Annotated in this window: 19 protein-coding genes and 1 tRNA gene; 18 read left to right on the plus strand and 2 right to left on the minus strand. The window is 62.7% G+C overall.

From position 1 onward, the window contains the following. Window positions 1–21 precede the first annotated feature (21 nt). Complete coding sequence (locus tag NLY33_RS13735; protein WP_023705824.1) at window positions 22–732, minus strand: SIMPL domain-containing protein; 711 nt, start codon at window positions 730–732, stop codon at window positions 22–24. A gap of 134 nt (window positions 733–866) precedes the next feature. On the opposite strand from NLY33_RS13735, the gene NLY33_RS13740 reads away from it, so the two are divergent. Then, a tRNA-Ile gene (locus tag NLY33_RS13740) sits at window positions 867–942 on the plus strand. A gap of 21 nt (window positions 943–963) precedes the next feature. Here the strand turns inward: NLY33_RS13740 and NLY33_RS13745 are convergent. After that, the gene (locus NLY33_RS13745; protein ID WP_488473754.1) at window positions 964–1512 is read right to left on the minus strand and encodes a tyrosine-type recombinase/integrase; all 549 of its coding nucleotides are present in this window, start codon (window positions 1510–1512) and stop codon (window positions 964–966) included. 137 nt (window positions 1513–1649) lie between these two features. Between NLY33_RS13745 and NLY33_RS13750 the strand changes: the two genes are divergently transcribed. The 17 genes from NLY33_RS13750 to NLY33_RS13830 all read left to right on the plus strand — a co-directional run bounded on the left by NLY33_RS13750 (window position 1650) and on the right by NLY33_RS13830 (window position 18081). Then, window positions 1650–1886, plus strand: a complete 237-nt coding sequence (locus NLY33_RS13750; RefSeq protein ID WP_031195849.1) for a hypothetical protein — start codon at window positions 1650–1652, stop codon at window positions 1884–1886. A 940-nt stretch (window positions 1887–2826) separates the two neighbouring features. Then, entirely contained in the window at window positions 2827–3444 is a 618-nt protein-coding gene (locus tag NLY33_RS13755) for a cupin domain-containing protein (protein ID WP_023672469.1), read from the plus strand. A 140-nt stretch (window positions 3445–3584) separates the two neighbouring features. After that, complete coding sequence (locus tag NLY33_RS13760; protein ID WP_023701800.1) at window positions 3585–4526, plus strand: ABC transporter substrate-binding protein; 942 nt, start codon at window positions 3585–3587, stop codon at window positions 4524–4526. 95 nt (window positions 4527–4621) lie between these two features. Continuing rightward, on the plus strand, window positions 4622–5422 hold the full coding sequence (locus NLY33_RS13765; RefSeq protein ID WP_023713118.1) for an ATP-binding cassette domain-containing protein: 801 nt from the start codon (window positions 4622–4624) through the stop codon (window positions 5420–5422). Continuing rightward, window positions 5419–6429 carry an ABC transporter permease gene (locus tag NLY33_RS13770; protein ID WP_023705822.1) on the plus strand — a complete coding sequence of 337 codons (1011 nt, stop codon included), beginning with the start codon at window positions 5419–5421 and terminating at the stop codon, window positions 6427–6429. The genes NLY33_RS13765 and NLY33_RS13770 overlap by 4 nt, the downstream gene beginning before the upstream one ends. Before the next feature lies 1 nt (window position 6430). Then, entirely contained in the window at window positions 6431–7519 is a 1089-nt protein-coding gene (locus NLY33_RS13775; RefSeq protein ID WP_023707681.1) for a phosphotriesterase family protein, read from the plus strand. A gap of 31 nt (window positions 7520–7550) precedes the next feature. After that, window positions 7551–8321 (plus strand): glutamine amidotransferase, encoded by a 771-nt coding sequence (locus tag NLY33_RS13780; RefSeq protein WP_023705820.1) that lies wholly within the window; start codon window positions 7551–7553, stop codon window positions 8319–8321. Between the two features lie 2 nt (window positions 8322–8323). Next, window positions 8324–9235 carry a ribokinase gene (locus NLY33_RS13785; protein ID WP_023707682.1) on the plus strand — a complete coding sequence of 304 codons (912 nt, stop codon included), beginning with the start codon at window positions 8324–8326 and terminating at the stop codon, window positions 9233–9235. A gap of 25 nt (window positions 9236–9260) precedes the next feature. Continuing rightward, complete coding sequence (locus NLY33_RS13790) at window positions 9261–10073, plus strand: BtpA/SgcQ family protein (protein WP_286439848.1); 813 nt, start codon at window positions 9261–9263, stop codon at window positions 10071–10073. Then, complete coding sequence (locus tag NLY33_RS13795) at window positions 10070–11308, plus strand: Zn-dependent hydrolase (protein WP_023707684.1); 1239 nt, start codon at window positions 10070–10072, stop codon at window positions 11306–11308. Before NLY33_RS13790 ends, NLY33_RS13795 begins: the two co-directional genes overlap by 4 nt. Before the next feature lie 248 nt (window positions 11309–11556). Beyond that, window positions 11557–11799, plus strand: a complete 243-nt coding sequence (locus tag NLY33_RS13800; protein WP_023706569.1) for a hypothetical protein — start codon at window positions 11557–11559, stop codon at window positions 11797–11799. A gap of 305 nt (window positions 11800–12104) precedes the next feature. Further along, window positions 12105–12674, plus strand: a complete 570-nt coding sequence (msuE, locus tag NLY33_RS13805; RefSeq protein ID WP_031193016.1) for an FMN reductase — start codon at window positions 12105–12107, stop codon at window positions 12672–12674. A 24-nt stretch (window positions 12675–12698) separates the two neighbouring features. After that, a complete protein-coding gene (gene sfnG, locus NLY33_RS13810; protein WP_023709130.1) occupies window positions 12699–13799 on the plus strand; it encodes a dimethylsulfone monooxygenase SfnG in 1101 nt (366 codons plus the stop codon). 51 nt (window positions 13800–13850) lie between these two features. Continuing rightward, window positions 13851–14753 (plus strand): ABC transporter ATP-binding protein, encoded by a 903-nt coding sequence (locus NLY33_RS13815; RefSeq protein ID WP_023706570.1) that lies wholly within the window; start codon window positions 13851–13853, stop codon window positions 14751–14753. Next, on the plus strand, window positions 14753–15649 hold the full coding sequence (locus NLY33_RS13820) for a branched-chain amino acid ABC transporter permease (RefSeq protein ID WP_023706571.1): 897 nt from the start codon (window positions 14753–14755) through the stop codon (window positions 15647–15649). The genes NLY33_RS13815 and NLY33_RS13820 overlap by 1 nt, the downstream gene beginning before the upstream one ends. Before the next feature lie 3 nt (window positions 15650–15652). Further along, entirely contained in the window at window positions 15653–16702 is a 1050-nt protein-coding gene (locus NLY33_RS13825; RefSeq protein ID WP_023706572.1) for a branched-chain amino acid ABC transporter permease, read from the plus strand. A gap of 47 nt (window positions 16703–16749) precedes the next feature. After that, on the plus strand, window positions 16750–18081 hold the full coding sequence (locus NLY33_RS13830) for an ABC transporter substrate-binding protein (protein WP_023706573.1): 1332 nt from the start codon (window positions 16750–16752) through the stop codon (window positions 18079–18081). The last annotated feature ends 56 nt before the right edge of the window (window positions 18082–18137 follow it).

Genomic DNA, 18137 nt, shown 5'->3' on the forward strand with positions numbered 1-18137 from the left:
CGCACCCGGCCCGGCGGCCTGCTACTTAAGCTCGAATGTCACTGTTACCTGCACGGCGTAGGCATTCTCGCCGGCCTGCACGGGAACCGCGGCGCCTGCCGCATCGAAGGCCTTGGCATTGATCGGCATCGGCGCCGGCGCAACGTTCTGGTCGGTGATTTCCAGCACCCGGCCGATGCTGACGCCGGCGGCTTCGGCCAGCGTCTTGGCCTTGGCCATGGCATCGGCGACCGCCTTCTTGCGGGCTTCGGTGACGGCAGCCTTCGGATCCTCGTTGGAGAACGAAATGCCGCCGCCCTGGTTGACGCCGAGCGACACAGCCTTGTCGAGAACCTCACCTGTTTTGTCGATGTCGCGAATGCGCACCGAGAGTGTGTTGGTCACCTGGTAAGCGACAAGCTCGGCTTCCTGGCTGCCGTCGGGTTTGTTGGTGTAATTGTAACGCGGGTTGATCTGGATGCCGGCGGTCTGCAGGTCGCGATCCTTGATCCCTGCCGACTTCATTGCCGCGATCACGGCGGCCATGGCGTCGTTGTTGGCGTCGAGTGCCGCGCGTGCGGTCTTGGCCTCGCGCATGACGCTGAGCGTCAGCAGCGCCAGGTCGGGCGCCACGGTCGACTGGCCTTCACCCGACACGATGATGCGGGGCGGGGGCAGCGAATCGGCAGCGCTTGCCATCGCCGGAAAAGCGATCGCGGCGGCAAGTGCGAGCGGCAAAATATGTCTGGTCATGAAAATCTCCTCGATGTGCGATCCAGTCGCGCCTGTCGACTAGGGCGCGAATATGGGCTGATTTGGGCGATCTCGGCCAGCCCGTCCGGAAAGCCTTGTGCCGCGCAAGGAAAAACACTAATCCAGCGCGCGTGGGGCCTGTAGCTCAATGGTTAGAGCCGGCGGCTCATAACCGCTTGGTTGGGGGTTCGAGTCCCTCCGGGCCCACCATTATCGTTATTTATCAATGTGTTATAGGGTGATTCGCCACGAGGTTCGCCAACAGGTTCGCCAAGCATCGGCTTGCGCGTGACCAGCCGCACGACTCGATCCCCTGGACCGCCAGCTGTACCTGCTATGCTCGCGCGAATAGAGCTCCGCATGATCGATATCGTCGTGACCGAGGACGTCCATCATCTGCCTGGTGGAGGCCTCGGCCTCCGCCAGATAAACACCGAGCGATTTCCTCAAACCATGCAGGGTAAGGCCCTTCGGAAGACCGGCAAGCTTGCACCAATGCGCCATCATTCCAGTCAAGGACTTGGCGGAGAAGGGCTCCCCATAGGCGTTGACCAAGACGGTCTCGCCGCGCCTGTCAGCCGCATCCAGGATCTCGGACAGCATCGGCGTGATCGGCACGAAAAGCCGTTTGCCGCCTGTTCGTCCCTTGTTCTTGGCCTGGACGATATCAAACCCGTCAAAGTGACGCTCGACGCCATCGATGAAGACACGGCTGGTGACCCTCTGGTCCCAGCGCAGGCCCGCGACGTCGCCGCGGCGGCTGCCGAGCCAAAGCGCCAAACCATAGCAAGTGCGTGCTGCGGTGCCCAAGTGCCAACGGTTTTCAAATTGCGCCATCGCTTCGCGCGACCAGGCTTTCCAACCGACATAGGCCGGGCGCCACTCGACCGCTGCTGTGGGATCGATTTGATCCAATCTTGTCGCAGTGCTATATAGACCAGCTTGCGTATGCCCACCAGCAGGTGCTTGGCCTTATGGGGTGTGGCGATGAAGCGGCCAAGAAGCTCTTCAATATGGATACGTCTAAGGTTCTTAACCGGTACGTCGCGCCAAATCAGTGGGTGATCTGGGACCACCCGCAGTTCCAGAAATTCTTCAATCAGCCGCGTGTTCTTGCGCTTGCTGGCTTCGTCAAGCGCCAACCACTTGACTGAGATCTTCAACCGTTGAAAGGCCGCTCCAAATGTGCCTGGCAGGGCGGCACCAGGCATTTGGACGACGGTTGCCTTGGGGACTTTTCGGCCTTCGACCGCTGCCTGGTCTGCCTCCTTAAATCCCGGCTGATTGGGAGTAGGCAGGCTGACCAAACGCTCCTTCGTCCGATAGCGCCAGGGCGCAGGTGGATCTGGTTGCTGAGCGAGCCTTGCGTGAGCCCCGGCGTTCTTGCGGGCGCGGCGCAGGATGGCCCCGAGTTGTTTTTCGTTGCGAGCGATCTGGTCTGTCATGATGGGTCTCCACGTCTGCAATATACGCGATCGCGTATTAGTCGTAACATACGGGGTTGCGTATAAAATTGATGTATACGCGATCGCGTATGACGCCGATCGGTCAGCTGGCAAGCGGCGGTCTTATGCCGCCAGCCCGGCGGGCTGTCGCTGAGCGCGAAGGCGAGCGTCTGCGGCTTGGTCGCCTGCAGCGACGCATAGACGCCTTCCTCGGTCGAGAAAGCGACGCCGTTATCCAGGAACGCCTGCTCCTCGGCAGAATCGGCGGCGATCCCGGACCGGTCCCTGGGCGGAAGCTGCCGGGAATGTAGTTCAGGTGAATCCCAAACAGGCTCCCCGGGTGGCCGCGCGCCAGCCACACGCTTGTGGGAGTTGCGCGAGGCGAGTTGCTCACGCTCAGCTAACGCGGCCCTCCCGAGGAGTTAGGCATCTTGCTGTGGTATCAGTGGTCGATGACGGTACCTCTGCGGCATGCATCGGGCAGTTACTCGCAAATGCGCCGAAGGCGTCGTAGCGTTTGGTCGGGGATGATGGTTTTGAAAAGCCCAGCCGAGTCGATTGGATGCATCGTCCGTTTTTCACAGGATGGACAACGCCTGGGATCAGTTTTACGAGTCAGCCCAACCAGCGGAGATGTTCGCGTCCCCAAATGAACAAGATGGACACCCAAAACAGCAAGGGCGGCGACGAGCGCTCGACCGCCACCAGCCTTCTGCGGCTCGGCATACGGTTGAAACTCTCCCGGCAGACGCGTGGGCTGACCTTGAAGGCGCTAGCTGCCGCCGCGAACTGCTCTGAAAGCCTGCTTTCCAAGGTCGAGAACGGCAAGGTCTCGCCCTCGCTTCCCATGCTGCACCGGCTTGTCGAGGTGCTTGGCACCAACATTGGCTGGATGTTCGAGGAATCCGATGGTGAGGAAGGCATCGTCTTTCGGGCTGGATCGCGGCCGTTGATCGCGCTCGATCCGCTTCGGCGCGGCGAAGGCATTTCGCTCGAGCGCGTCATTCCGTATTCGCCCGGCCATCTCCTGCAGTGCAACATCCATCACATCGAGGCGGGAGGTGAGAGCGCCGGCCCTATCCAGCACGCTGGCGAGGAAGTCGGCTACCTCCTGGAAGGTGCGATCGAATTGATGGTCGGCGAAAAGACGTTTCGCCTGTCGGCCGGCGATTCCTTCGTCTTCAATTCCGAACTGCCGCACTGGTACCGCAATGTCGGCGACGAACGCGCCAGCATTTTCTGGGTGAACACGCCGGCAACATTCTGATAGGGCGAGCCCTCATTTGTCTTCGTTGATGCCAATTCAAGTCACTTGACAAGAAATCAAGCATCTTGAAATATGCTCTGCGCTCAGGCGCCAGGTGAGCCCGATCAAGGGCCTTTTCGAGAAAACCAAGGGGAACCGGAATGCGTCTTACCAAGATCCTTTCAGGCTGCGCCGCAGCCATCGCCATGACCCTCGCCCTCGGCTCTGCTTCCGCCATGGCCGAGACCTATGCGCTGGTGACCATCAACCAGCAGGCCCTGTTCTTCAACCAGATCAATGACGGCGCAACGGCTGCCGCAAAGGCTGCCGGCGTCGACCTCGTCATCTTCAACGCCAACAATGTACCAAGCGCGCAGAACGACGCCATCGAGAACTACATCACCCAGAAGGTCGACGGCATCATTCTCGTCGCCATCGATGTCAACGGTGTGAAGCCGGCCATCACCGCGGCCAAAGCCGCCGGCATTCCGGTCATCGCGATTGACGCGCAGATCCCAAATGGCGACAACGTCGCCTTCGTCGGCGTTGACAACACCAAGGCAGGCGAGGATATCGGCAAGTTCTACGCCGAATACGTGAAGACTAAGCTGAGCGGCACCGCCAAGATCGGCGTCGTTGGCGCGCTCAATTCGTTTATCCAGAACCAGCGCCTCGACGGCTTCAAGAAGGCTGTCACCGACAGCGGCCAGAAGGTCACCTTCCTCGACACGGTCGACGGCCAGAACGTCCAGGACGTCGCCCTGTCCGCCTCCGAAAACCTGATGACCGCCAATCCTGACATGACGACGCTTTACGCGACCGGCGAGCCGGCTCTGCTCGGCGCGGTTTCCGCCGTCTCCAGCCAGGCCCGTACGGGCGACGTCAAGGTGTTCGGCTGGGACCTGACCAAGTCGGCGGTGCAGGGTCTCGAAGAGGGCTGGGTGGTCGCTGTCGTCCAGCAGGATCCGGCCGGTGAAGGCAAGGCTGCCATCGAAGCTTTCGTCAAGCTCAAGAAGGGCGAGAAGATCGACCCGATCATCAACGTTCCGATCACCATCGTGACCAAGGAAAATGTCGGCCAGTTCAAGGACATGTTCAAGTAGTATCCTCCCCGGACCGCTGGGCTGCGCATTGACCCGAGGGTTGCCTGCGCAGCCCGGCGACCGATTGAACATGTCGCGCCCAGAGAATTGGAACCATGATGAGCGATGGCGAGACCTACCGCGTCAGGATGACCGGTATTTCCAAACGGTACGGCCCTATCCAGACGCTGGACGATGTCTCGCTGAACCTGAAGCCTGGCGAAGTGCTCGGCCTGGTCGGCGACAATGGCGCCGGCAAATCCACCTTGAGCAAGGTCCTGTCCGGTGCGGTAATTCCTGATGCCGGCACCATCGAGATCGATGGCAAGGCGGTGTCTTTCTCGTCGCCGGCCGATGCCCGCGCCGCACGGGTGGAGATGGTCTACCAGGACCTTTCGCTCTGCGACACGGTGGATGTGGCGGGCAATCTCTTCCTCGGCCGCGAACCGCGTCGCCGCGTTCTCGGCGTCCCCTTTCTCGACAACAAGCGCATGCATGGCGAGACGCGCCAGATGCTCGACCGGCTCGGCATCGTCATTGCCGATACCAAGCTCAAGGTCGAAAACCTCTCCGGCGGCCAGCGCCAGTCGATCGCCATCGGCCGCGCCGCTTCTTTCGACCCCTCGGTGCTGATCATGGACGAGCCGACGGCCGCCCTTGCTGTGGCGGAAGTCGAGGCGGTTCTGGAACTCATCCGCGCCGTCAGCGCCCGTGGTGTCAGCGTCATCCTCATCACCCATCGCCTGCAGGACCTGTTCCTGGTCTGCGATCGTATCCAGGTCATGTACGAAGGCCGCAATGTCGCCGAGCGCAAGATCGGCGAGACCAGCATCGAGGAGGTCGTCAACCTGATCGTCGGCCGCAAATTCACCGCGCGCTCGGCCCGCGCAAGCCGCGATGAGGGGGTCCAACCATGAACGTTACCTCCGCCGGTGTTGGCGCCTCGCCCAAACGCGCTCACAACAGCACGTGGAAGGATGTGGCGTTAGCCAATGGCAGCGTCGTCTCGATTGCGCTGTTCTTCATCGTCGTCTGCGTGGTCTTCTCGCTGATCACCGGTTCCTTCCTGACGACGCCCAATCTGCTCAACATCGCGCGCCAGTCGGCGCCGCTGCTGATCGTTGCGGCCACGATGACCTTCGTCATCACCACCGGCGGCATCGACCTCTCGGTCGGCTCCGTGCTGGCGCTGACGGCAACGCTGTCGGCGGTTTTCCTGCAGGCCGACCTGCCATGGCCGCTGGTCGTCATTGCCATGCTGGCGCTTGGTGCTGCGATCGGCGCCTTGCACGGCTTCTTCATCGCCTACGAGCGGATACCGCCCTTCATCGTCACCCTTGCCGGGCTCTCCGTCATCCGCGGCGTGGCGTTGCTGATCACCGGCGGCTATTCGATCCCGGTCGAACCGACCAGCTTCTTCGTCAACATCGGCAGGGCCTGGTTTCTCGGCGTGCCGGTACCGGCGCTGCTCGCCCTTGTCGTGCTGATCATTGCCTATCTCGCCTTCAACCAGACGCCGTTCGGCCGCTATGTCACCGGCATCGGCGCCAATACAGAGGCCGTGCGCCGAGCCGGTGTCGATACGCGCTTCATGACGCTCTTCGTCTACATCCTGTCGGGCATGGCGGCGGCGGTGGCCGGCATCATCCTCGCCGCCCGGCTCGGTTCCGGCTCGTCGAATGCCGGCCAGGGGTTCGAGCTCGATGTCATCGCCGCCGTGGTGCTTGGCGGCACCAGTCTGTTCGGCGGGCGCGGTACGATCATCGGCACTGTGCTCGGCGCGTTGACCGTCGCGGTCATCGGCAACGGCTTGATCCTTGCGCATATGTCGCCCTTCCTGACGCCGATCGTTACCGGCACAATCATCCTCGTTGCCATCTGGCTGAATTTCCGCCTGTTCAAGGGCGCAACGCGGAGCCGCTGACATGGATCATCTGTTCGACGACAAGCCAAGGGAACGGGCACCGATCGGTGTTCGCTCCGGCACGGTGATGACCGTTACCGGCCCGGTTGCGATTGCCGATATGGGCGTGACGCTGATGCATGAACACATACTGCTCGATGGCGCGACGTCGTGGAAATGCCCTTGCCATCCCGACGAGACGAAGATCGCCGAGCAGCCGGTCAGCATGGAGATCATCGGCGAGTTGCGGATGAACCCCTACATGAACCGCGACAACGTCTCGCTCGAGGACAGCGACCTAGCCCTTTCGGAGTTGGCGAAATACCGGGCGCTCGGCGGCCATACCGTGGTGGATGCGACCAACATTGGCATTGGCCGCGATCCGGTGAAGCTGGCGCGCATCGCCCGCGCCTCTGGATTGCGGATCGTCATGGGGACGGGCTTCTACCTGCAGCACACCCATCCCGTCTGGCTGAAAGCGATGGACGTTGACGACGTCACCGAATTCCTCGTCAATGATGTCGGCGGCGGGTCGGCGCAGCCCGAAATCATTGCCGGCATTATCGGTGAGGTTGGCGTCAGCAAGGATTTTACCGACGAGGAGCGCAAGTCGCTGCGGGCCTCCGCCCGTGCGGCCAAGATGACCGGCGTGCCGCTGACGATTCATCTGCCCGGCTGGGAGCGGCTGGCGCATGATGTGCTTGACGTGGTCGAGGCAGAAGGCGCCGATCTCCGGCATACGGTGCTTTGCCACATGAACCCCAGCCACAACGATCTTGCCTACCAGCAAAGCCTCGCCGCGCGTGGCGCCTTCCTGGAATACGACATGATCGGCATGGATTTCTACTATGCCGACCAGGATGCGCAGTCGCCGTCCGACGAGCAGAATGCGCGGGCGATCCGCTCGCTGATCGATATGGGACTGCTCGACAGGATTCTGCTGTCGCAGGACGTCTTTCTCAAGATCATGCTGACCCGCTTCGGCGGTTTCGGCTACGGCTTCATCCTCAAGCATTTCGTGCCGAGACTGAAACGCCATGGTGTCGAGCAGTCGGCAATCGACACGATGCTCATCGACAATCCAAAGACTGTGTTCGCCGAGGGCCTCTGAGCCGCGGCTCCAAACAAGATAGGGAGACTACATGTCCAGGAAGAAGGTTCTTCTCGCAGGCGAGTCCTGGGTCTCGACCGCGACCCACATCAAAGGCTTCGATCAGTTTCCCACCGTGACATATCACACCGGTGCCGATGAGTTGCTGGCCGCGCTGAAGGACAGCCTGTTCGACGTCACCTTCATGCCGGCGCATGAGGCACAGCGGAACTTCCCGCAGACCATGGAAGCGCTTTCGGCCTATGACGCGGTCGTGCTCTCCGATCTTGGGGCCAACACGCTGCTGCTTCACCCCGATACCTGGATCCACTCCAAACCAACGCCGAACCGGCTGCGCCTGTTGCGCGACTATGTCGGCAATGGCGGCGGCCTGTTGATGTTCGGCGGCTATTACAGCTTTCAGGGCATCAATGGCGGCGCGCGCTATCACAAGACGCCGGTTGAGGACGTTCTGCCGGTCATGTGCCTGCCGGTGGACGACCGTGTCGAGGTTCCAGAAGGCTATGCGCCGGTCGTCGTCGGCCCGCAGACCCATCCGATCCTCAAGGGCCTCGGCAAGGATTGGCCGATCCTGCTTGGCTTCAACGAGGTCACGGTCAAGGACGGTTCGGAAGTTCTCGCCACCGTGTCCTCCGACTACCGTTCGCTGCCACTGCTGGTGGCCGGCAAATATGGCCGGGGCCGCACTGTCGCCTGGACCTCGGATGTAGGGCCGCATTGGCTGCCGCCGGGCTTCATCGCCTGGAATGGCTACAAGACGTTGTTCGAACAGATGCTAGGCTGGGCAACGGCCAGGGATTAGCCATGCGCGTCCATGTCGTCGGTAATGTTTGCGTCGATACAACCTTTCAGTTGGACCGGTTTCCGGCGGCAGGCGAGACGCTGAACGCATCGGAACATGCTGACGGACTTGGCGGCAAGGGTGCGAACCAGGCGGTGGCCGCGGCGCGCACCGGAGCCGATGTTCGCTTCCGTGCCGCGATCGGCAACGATCCCGCCGGAGCCTGGATCACAGAGCAGTTGAGCCGCGATCTCGATGCCAGCCATCTGGCGGTACTGCCACTGCCCAGCGATCGGTCGACGATCATGGTCGATGCGCGCGGCGAAAACCTCATCGTCACCGGAGCCAGTTGCGCCGCCGCGTACAATCCTATGGCCGACAGCGGTTTTACCCGAGCGATCGAACGCGGCGATATCGTGGTATTTCAGGGCAATCTGGCTCCGGATATCACGGCCACTTGCCTGAAGGTGGCGCGCGGCGCGGGAGCGATGACGATCTTCAATCCGAGCCCGCTTGCGGCCGACCACACACCGGGCTTGAGCGACGTCAGCGTCGTCATCGCCAACGCGGGCGAAGCGGCGCAACTGACCGGGGCTGGCGACCCTGCCATGGCGGCCCGCGACTTGATCCGTCAGGGCGCCGGCGCTGCCATCGTGACGCTTGGCGCACTCGGCTGCCTTGTCGCCGATGGCGAAGGACGGATCGACCGGATCGCGGCGCCCAGGGTGGCCGTGCTAGACACCAGCGGCGCGGGCGACGTCTTTTGCGGTTGCCTCGCTGGTTGCCTTGCGGCCGGCATGGAACTCCTCGCGGCAGCGCGGATTGCGGTCCGCGCCGCAGCCATCTCTGTCGGGCGCGCCGGCACGCTTGAGTCCTGCCCCGGCAGGCGGGAGATGAAACTGCTCATGGAAACGACAGAAGCGGAAACCGCATGACACAATCCCCAAACCCGTCGGCCAGGTGACGAATGATGCGCTGCAGTCGATCTTCGGCAGAAGCAAGGTGGTGATCGGCGTGGTTCATCTCGCCCCCCTGCCGGGGGCGCCGCGCTACCATGGCGAGGCGATCGAGGCCATCTATCAACGCGGCCTCGACGACGCCAAAGCCTATTTGCAGGGAGGGTGTGACGGCGTGATCGCCGAAAACCATGGTGACGTGCCGTTTTCCAAGCCGGATGATATCGGGCCGGAAACCTCCGCCTACATGTCTGTCGTCTCAGACCGGATCCGCAGAGAACTCGGCCGGCCGATCGGCATCAATGTGCTTGCCAATGCCTCCATTCCCGCGCTTTCGATCGCCAGTGCCTCCGGTGCTTCCTTCGTGCGCGTCAATCAATGGGCCAACGCCTATGTCGCCAACGAGGGCTTTATCGAAGGCGAAGCGGCGCGCGCCATGCGTTTCCGCGCAAGGCTTCGGGCCAACGGTATCCGCATCTTCGCCGACGCGCATGTCAAGCATGGCGCCCACGCGATCGTCGGCGACCGGCCGATCGAGGAGCAGGTCAAGGACCTCGTGTTCTTCGATGCCGACGCGGTGATCGCCACCGGCCAGCGCACTGGCCACGCCGCCGACCTCAGCTACATCAGGATGATCAAGGACGCCGCCGGACTGCCGACGCTTGTCGGCAGCGGGGTGACACCCGACAACGCCAACGATATCTTGGACATCGTCGACGGCGTCATTGTCGCCAGCTCGCTGAAACATGATGGAGTGTGGTGGAATCAGGTCGATCCGCAACGGGTGAAGGCCTTCATCCGCGGCCTCAAGCGGTGACTTTAGTGCCGGAGATCGACGGCGAGCGGCTGCTGGGCCGGCTCGATGCCTTCGCCCGGATCGGCGCGACGCCAGCCGGTGGCGTAAACCGACAGGCGTTCAGCATTGAGGATCGCGGCGCCCGGCGCCTGTTGGCGGAATTGGCGCTCGCGCGCGGCTTCGCGGTTTTCCAGGACGCCATGGCAAACCTTTTCGTCCGCCGCGATGGCACGGATGCCACCCTGCCGCCGCTGCTGATCGGCAGCCACCTCGACAGCCAGCCGACCGGCGGGCGCTTCGATGGAGCGCTCGGTACGCTTTCCGCCTTCGAGGCGCTCGAAGCGCTGGAGGACGCGAGGGCCGAGACTCGGATGCCGATCGAGGTCGTCGCCTGGGCCAATGAAGAGGGCAGCCGGTTTACGCCGGGTGTCATGGGCTCCATGGCCTTCACCGGAGCCGACATTTCCGCATGGCGGTCCATAGTCGGCAGCGACGGTGCGTCCCTCGCAGAGGAGCTCGGGGCAACGATCTCCGCCTTGCCAGAGGCAACCCTTCGCCCCCTCGGCATGCCGATATCCGGCTACATCGAGCTGCATATCGAACAGGGACCGTCGCTGGAAAAGGAGCGGTTGCCGATCGGTATCGTCACAGCCGTGCAAGGTACGCGCTGGCTGGAGGTCTGCATTGAGGGCGCCGCCGGTCACGCCGGTACAACCGGCCTTGCCTACCGTAGGGATCCGATGGTCGCGGCCGTTGCCGCGATTCACAGGCTCCAGACGACCATCATGCCGTTCGACAGCAGCGCAAGGCTGACGGTGGGCCGGGTCACCGCCCAGCCGGGATCGATCAACGCCATACCGCAGTCTGTGGTCTTCGCCGTCGATATCAGGCATCCGCGGGTAGAGCGGCTCGATGCCATCGAAGCAGAACTGCGCCAGGTATGCGCGGCGGAGGCAGAAGCTCAGCATTGCACGGTAACGATCAGGCGGTCGTTCGACATGCCGGGGGCGGCATTCTCTCCCGATATGGTCAAAACCGTCGAGGAGGCCGCCAATTCCCTACAGCTGCCGCACAAACAGATGATCTCGGGTGCATTCCATGACGCGCTGTTCCTCGCCCGGGTGGCGCCTGCCGTGATGATCTTTGTGCCGTGCCGTGACGGGCTGAGCCACAACGAGGCGGAATATGTGGAGCCTGCCCACGCGGTTACCGGCGCGCGGGTTCTGCTTCAAGCGGCCACCGTCGCCGCCTCTTAGGCAGCGACGGTGGCACAGGCGTGCTGGCGTGAAGAGGCAACCCGTGGGACTTCCTGGTGCCCGTCCGTCATTTCGTGACGTCGGCGGGCTGCAACGGGTGATCAAGGCCGCCGAGCTGCGGCGGATTGATCGCGGACGTACGATCGGCCCACATTCAACACCTGACCCAGCAGAAAAGCCCACCAGATCCCTGGGCCGTCATTGACGCCGTGGGTGCTAGGCGGTGACGATCTCGTCGACTTACCGAGATGGACGATCTGCTGGGCTATCGCCTCGGCCACCGGCAGGAAATCCCCACGCCCGCCATAGAGCTTGCCCGTGTCGATCGCGAGCAACTGGCGCCGTCCAGCCGTCCAGCGCTGCTGGACGTTGTCGCACTCGAGGCGTCCACAGGGATGCGTGTGTCCCAACTGTCGCTGCGGTTAATCCTAAAGCCAATGTCGCGCACCATGGAAAGAGACAATCCCGATTGGGCACCCAGAAACTGGTGACGTCGCCGGCAAGGGAAGCCGCTTCGTAGTATTGCGCGACGGCGACGCCAGGCATCATGGCAACGAACCTTATTGCCCAAAGGCATCGGCGCTTTCAAAAATGTCGATAGATGACTGCGAGCCGTTTTGATCCTTCCCGGCCATCGCCAGATGGACGTTGCTACCGCACATTAGCAGAACCGGATTTTTCTCGCCAAAGGCGAAAAATCGAAACGTCGTTCCTTATCTCTATAGATTTTGTCGAATATCGTCTGCCCCGGTTTGGAAATGACCGATGCGCATGCAGGGTCTGGGAGATTGACGAGTTGGCAAGGCTATCGGTTCTCGGAATATCCGGCGGCGTAAGCACGCCATCGCGCACAACCGCGGTGGTGAACGCGCTGGTCAAGGACGTCGCGCTGCGCGTCCCGGCAGACACGGGCCTGATCGAAATCACCGAGGCGGCGCCTTCGCTTTTCGTCGGACTGTCCCGTGGCGCCCTCGGCGCGTCCGGCGAAGCGATCATCCAGCGTGTCGAGAAGGCCGATCTGCTCGTGGTCGGAACGCCTGTCTATCGGGCTTCCTACACCGGCGCCCTCAAGCACCTGTTCGACCTCGTCGACTATCGCGCGCTCGCCGGCAAGACCGTGCTTCTCGCGGCGACAGGCGGAGGTCCTTACCATGGCCTGGTTCTCGAACATCAGCTGCGGCCATTATTCGGCTTTTTCGGCGCCGTCACCGTACCGACCGGCGTCTATGGGGCGCCCGACGATTTCATCGGCGCCGAAATCGTCGGCGAGGCGATACGCGAACGCATTTCACGGGCCGCATCCGAAGCGGTTTCACTGCTCAATTCCAACCATGCAAATGCCGCCGCCGCAGCGCGCGTCGGCTGAGCCAACCAAAAAGGGAACAACGACATGACGTCTCATTCCGACGGCCTGAAATTCGCCTACTGGGTTCCGAACGTCTCCGGCGGCCTGGTCATCTCCAACATCGAGCAGCGGACCGGTTGGGACATCGACTACAACCGCAAGCTCGCCCAGATCGCAGAGGCCAACGGCTTCGACTACGCACTGAGCCAGATCCGCTTCACCGCCGGCTACGGCGCCGACAACCAGCACGAATCCGTGTCGTTCAGCCACGCACTGCTGGCCGCCACCACAACGCTGAAAGTGATTGCCGCCGTCTTGCCCGGTCCATGGAACCCGGCGCTGGCGGCCAAGCAGATCGCCACCATCAACCACCTGACCAATGGCCGCGTGGCCGTCAATGTCGTCAGCGGCTGGTTCCGTGGCGAGTTCGCCGCCATCGGCGAGATGTGGCTCGACCATGACGAGCGCTACCGCCGCTCGGAGGAGTTCATCCGCGCGTTGCGCGGCATCTGGACCGAGGACAATTTTACGCTGAAGGGCGACTTCTATCGCTTCACCAACTACTCGATGAAGCCGAAGCCGATCGATCCGCAGCCCGAGATCTTCCAGGGCGGCTCGTCGCGCGCCGCGCGTGACATGGCTTCGCGGGTGTCCGACTGGTATTTCACCAACGGCAACACGCCCGAAGAGATCAGGAAGCAGGTCGACGATATCCAGGCCAAGGCGAAGGCGAATGGCCACAAGGTGAAGATCGGCGTCAACGCCTTTGCCATTGCTCGCGAAACCGAGGCGGAAGCACGCGCCGTGCTGGACGAGATCGTCGCCAAGGCCAATCCCGAAGCGGTGCAGGGCTTTGCCGACCAGGTCAAGAATGCCGGCAAGGCCTCGCCGGAAGGCGAGGGCAACTGGGCGAAGTCGTCCCTTGAGGATCTGGTGCAATACAATGACGGCTTCCGCAGCAATCTGATTGGCACGCCGGAACAGATCGCCGAACGCATCCTCAAGCTGAAGGATGCCGGCGCCGATCTGATCCTGCTCGGCTTCCTGCATTTCCAGGAAGAGGTCGAGTTCTTCGGCAAGCGCATCATCCCGCTGGTGCGCGAACTGGAAGCGGCGCGTGACAGGGAGCTTGTCGCCGCCGAATAGGCCAGGGCGCGGCCTGCGGGCCGCGCACTCCTCCAAAATCAGGAACGTGTCATGATTGGTGCTTCGCTGGGAGCCGCCGCATACGAGCGTGCGCCCGAAATCCCCGGCATTCTTGCTGGCGCTGGTCCACTCACGGACACGCGCCCGGCGCGCCTGTCGGCAAAGGTCGATGCGATCCTGACCCTGAGCGGGATTGGCATTTCGTTCGGCGGCGTCACGGCGCTGAGCGATGTCGATCTCGAGGTCAAGAGCGGCGAAATCCGCGCCGTGATCGGCCCCAACGGCGCAGGCAAATCCTCGCTGATCAACATCATCAGCGGCCTCTATCACGCCGACCACGGCAAGATCGCGATCGCCGGCCAGTCATTCTCCCGTGTGCCCGCGAACCGTCTGGCACGTCTGGGCGTCGCGCGCACCTTCCAGAACCTGGCGCTCTTTCCCGGGCTTTCGGTGCGCGACAACATCGCGTCGGGCCGCGTCCACACCAGGCGCGCCAGTTTTGTCGAACATATTGCCGGCCTGCCACGCGCCAGGCGCGAAGACGCTGCGATTGCCGAAAAGGTCGACCAGACAATCGCCTTCCTGCATCTGGAAACGGTCGCCGATCAGCTGGTCGCGACGCTGCCCTACGGCTTGCAGAAGCGGGTCGAACTGGCGCGAGCGCTGGTTGCCGAGCCGAAGATCCTGCTGCTCGACGAACCGATGGCGGGCATGACGGCGACCGAGAAAGCCGAGATGGCCGGGTTCGTGCGCGCCGCGCGCGACCGGCATGGCGTCACCATCATCCTGATCGAGCACGACATCGGGGTCGTCATGGGCCTATCCGACCGCGTCGCCGTGCTCGATTACGGCCGCAAGATCGCCGACGGCACGCCGGCCGAAGTGCGCGCCGATCCGGACGTGATCCGGGCCTATCTCGGCACCGCCGAGGGCGAGGATGGCGAGGGCATCTGATGAGCTACTATGATTTTCTCTTCGTTGTCGAAGTGCTGGTCGGCGGCCTGTTGTCGGGAGTCATGTATTCGCTCGTCGCCATCGGCTTCGTGCTGATCTACAAGACGTCGGGTGTGCTGAACTTCGCGCAAGGGTCGATGGTGCTGTTTGCGGCACTCACCTTTGTCAGCCTGGTCGAACGCGGCATCCCGTTTGCGCTTGCGCTGCTCATCACCTTCGCAGTCATGGTCGCGCTGGGTTTCACCATCGAGCGAACCGTGCTCAGGCCGCTGGTGAACCGCTCGCCGATGACACTGTTCATGGCCACGCTTGGCCTGTCCTACATCATTGAGGGCGCTGCCCAACTGATCTGGGGCACGCAGGTGCACGGGCTTGATCTCGGCATCGACGACACGCCCTTCGAGGTCGGCGGCATCCTGATCTCGTCGTTCGACCTTCTGGCAGCTGGCATCGCCGCAGCGATGGTGGCGGGCTTGAGCGCCTTCTTCTATTGGACCCGGATCGGGCTGGCGTTTCGCGCCGTCGCCGACGACCAGTTCGCGGCCCTTGCCGTCGGACTGCGGCTGCCGCGGATCTGGGGAACGGTGTGGACGGCTGCAGGCTTCGTGGCGCTGGTCGCGGGACTGCTGTGGGGCGCACGCCTCGGCGTCCAGTTCTCGCTATCGCTGATCGTGTTGAAGGCGCTGCCGGTGCTGGTGCTTGGCGGCTTCGATTCCATCCTTGGCGCCATCGTCGGCGGCCTCATCATCGGCGCCAGCGAAAAGCTCGCCGAGGTCTATCTCGGACCCTTCGTCGGCGGCGGCATCGAAGGCTGGTTCGCCTATGCGCTGGCGCTGGTTGTCCTACTGGTGCGCCCCTCCGGCCTGTTTGGCCAGAAAACCGTCGAAAGGGTCTGACCGATGGCCGTGCAAGCGCTCGATGCCGCAAGGGCTCCAATCGACTGGCTGAGCTTCGCCCGGAAATTAGCTTTGCCGGCCGTGGCGATCGTCGTCGTCTACGGCCTGGTCCCGGCCTTTGCGTCGAGCTATCTGGTCGAGGCGATCCTGCTGCCGTTCCTTGCGCTCAGCCTGGCGGCAGTCGGCCTCAACCTCTTGACCGGCTATTGCGGCCAGCTTTCGCTTGGCTCTTCCGCCTTCATGGCGGTAGGCGAGTTCGCTGCCTACAATTTCAACCTGCGGGTCGAAGGACTGCCGCTGGCGGCGACCATGATCCTGGCCGGAATTTCGGCCGCCGGCATCGGCGTCATCTTCGGATTGCCGAGCCTGCGCCTGCGCGGCTTCTATCTCGCTGTCTCGACGCTTGCCGCCCAGTTTTTCGTGCAGTGGGCGCTGACCAAGTTCGGCTGGTTCTCCAACGACAATCCGTCCGGGGTGATTTCTGCACCGCACCTTGCCGTAGCCGGGTTTTCGCTCGACGGCGCCACCGGACGCTATTTGCTTTCCGTCACCACCGTCATCATGCTGACGGCGCTGGTTTGGCGGCTGGTCAACAGCGCGACCGGCCGCAACTTCATTGCCGTGCGCGACAATGAAACCGCCGCGCGCGTCATTGGCGTGCCGGTGCTGCGGACCAAGCTGCTGGCCTTCGCCATTTCATCCTTCATCATCGGCGTCGCCGGCGTGCTGTGGGCCTTCACCTATCTGCGCACGGTCGAGCCGGCCGGCTTCAATCTAGACCGCTCGTTTCAGATCCTGTTCATCATCATCATCGGCGGGCTGGCTTCGATACGCGGTGCGTTTCTGGGCGCCGCATTCATCGTCGTCTTCCCGCTCGTTCTGTCTCGGCTCGGCGCCTTCGTGTTCGGCGGCCTGTTCGATTCTGGTGTGCTCGACATGAGCCAGCGCATCGTGCTTGGCGCGCTCATCATCATTTTCCTCATCGCGGAACCGAACGGGCTGTCGGCCCTCTTCGACCGCCTGAAACGACGGATCGGCTCAAGGTCCAGCTGAGCGCCGCTCGACATTCTCTCACGGACCCACCTCAGGAGACGCAACTCATGACCTTCTTCAGTCACCTCAAGAAAGCGGCGATCGCCACCGCTTTCGTGCTCGGCGCGACAGCCGTGCATGCCGACGAACAATATTTCCCGCTGCAGAGCTACCGCGTTGGCCCATATGCCGCCGGCGGCACCGGCTTCTTTGGCGGCTTCATCGACTATCTCAACCTGATCAACATCCGCGACGGCGGCGTCAATGGCGTCAAGCTGACCTGGAGCGAGGGCGAAACCCAGTACGAAGTCGAGAAGGGCGTCGAGGTCTACGAGCGGTTGAAGAGCAATCCCGGCATCGCGGCTTGGAACCCGCTCTCGGTCGGCATCGCCTATGCCATGATCGACCGCATCACCGATGACAAGGTGCCGCTGATCACCATCAACCACGGCCGCACCGACACCACCGACGGCCGGGTATTCCCTTACGTCTTCCCGCTGCTGCTCAACCCCTACAGCGAAACGTCGGGCATCGTGAACTACATCGCCTCCAAGGAAGGCGGCCTCGATAAGCTCAAGGGCAAGAAGATCGTCGTGCTCTATCACGGCTCGCCCTACGGCAAGGAGACGATCCCTATCTATGAGCTGCTGTCGCAGAAATACGGCTTCGAGCTGTCGCAGATTGAAGTTCCCCATCCGGGCAACGAGCAGCAGGCGCAGTGGCTAACCATCCGTCGCGAGCACCCCGACTATGTCGTGCTGCGCGGCTGGGGCGTGATGAACCCGGTTGCGCTCAAGACCGCGCAGAAGACCGGCTTCCCGGCCGATCATATCGTCGGCAATGTTTGGTCCAACTCCGAAGAGGACGTCATCCCCGCCGGCGACGCCGCCAAGGGCTACACCGCCATCACCACCCAGGCGTCTGGCGCCGACTATCCGGTCGTCAAGGAGATCGTCAAGACGGTCTACGACGCCGGCAAGGGCAATCTCGAGGACAAGAGCCGCATCGGCTCGGTCTACCACAATCTCGGCATCGTCAACGGCATCCTCAATGTCGAAGCCATCCGCATCGCCCAGGCCAAGTTCGGCAATCGCACGCTGACCGGCGACGAGGTTCGCTGGGGCTTCGAACATCTCAAGCTCGACCCGGCGCGCGTCGAGGCGCTCGGTGCCAAGGACCTGTTCCACTCGATCAACGTCTCCTGGGACAATCACGAGGGTGATGGCTACGTGACCTTCCAGCAGTGGGACGGCAAGAAGTGGAACGTCGTGTCTGACTGGATCGCGCCGGACTGGAAGCTGCTTCGCCCGATCATCGAGAAGTCGTCCGAGACCTACGCCAAGGAAAAGGGCCTCAAGATCCGCACGGCAGAAGACGCCGATGCGGTGGTCAGCAACTGAGTTTGACGAACCCACGGCCGGCCCACGGGCCGGCCGTGCCATCCATATTCCCAGCG

This window comes from Mesorhizobium sp. C432A (assembly GCF_030323145.1).
Classification (GTDB): domain Bacteria; phylum Pseudomonadota; class Alphaproteobacteria; order Rhizobiales; family Rhizobiaceae; genus Mesorhizobium.

Excerpts from the sequence above, each read along its gene's own strand:
- NLY33_RS13800 (WP_023706569.1), top strand. The coding sequence starts at position 11,557 with ATGGACGATCTGCTGGGCTATCGCCTCGGCCACCGGCAGGAAATCCCC.
- NLY33_RS13815 (WP_023706570.1), top strand. The coding sequence starts at position 13,851 with ATGATTGGTGCTTCGCTGGGAGCCGCCGCATACGAGCGTGCGCCCGAA.
- sfnG (WP_023709130.1), top strand. The coding sequence starts at position 12,699 with ATGACGTCTCATTCCGACGGCCTGAAATTCGCCTACTGGGTTCCGAAC.
- NLY33_RS13735 (WP_023705824.1), bottom strand. The coding sequence starts at position 732 with ATGACCAGACATATTTTGCCGCTCGCACTTGCCGCCGCGATCGCTTTT.
- NLY33_RS13820 (WP_023706571.1), top strand. The coding sequence starts at position 14,753 with ATGAGCTACTATGATTTTCTCTTCGTTGTCGAAGTGCTGGTCGGCGGC.
- NLY33_RS13825 (WP_023706572.1), top strand. The coding sequence starts at position 15,653 with ATGGCCGTGCAAGCGCTCGATGCCGCAAGGGCTCCAATCGACTGGCTG.
- NLY33_RS13830 (WP_023706573.1), top strand. The coding sequence starts at position 16,750 with ATGACCTTCTTCAGTCACCTCAAGAAAGCGGCGATCGCCACCGCTTTC.
- NLY33_RS13780 (WP_023705820.1), top strand. The coding sequence starts at position 7,551 with ATGTCCAGGAAGAAGGTTCTTCTCGCAGGCGAGTCCTGGGTCTCGACC.
- NLY33_RS13785 (WP_023707682.1), top strand. The coding sequence starts at position 8,324 with ATGCGCGTCCATGTCGTCGGTAATGTTTGCGTCGATACAACCTTTCAG.
- NLY33_RS13765 (WP_023713118.1), top strand. The coding sequence starts at position 4,622 with ATGATGAGCGATGGCGAGACCTACCGCGTCAGGATGACCGGTATTTCC.
- NLY33_RS13770 (WP_023705822.1), top strand. The coding sequence starts at position 5,419 with ATGAACGTTACCTCCGCCGGTGTTGGCGCCTCGCCCAAACGCGCTCAC.
- NLY33_RS13775 (WP_023707681.1), top strand. The coding sequence starts at position 6,431 with ATGGATCATCTGTTCGACGACAAGCCAAGGGAACGGGCACCGATCGGT.
- NLY33_RS13755 (WP_023672469.1), top strand. The coding sequence starts at position 2,827 with ATGAACAAGATGGACACCCAAAACAGCAAGGGCGGCGACGAGCGCTCG.
- NLY33_RS13760 (WP_023701800.1), top strand. The coding sequence starts at position 3,585 with ATGCGTCTTACCAAGATCCTTTCAGGCTGCGCCGCAGCCATCGCCATG.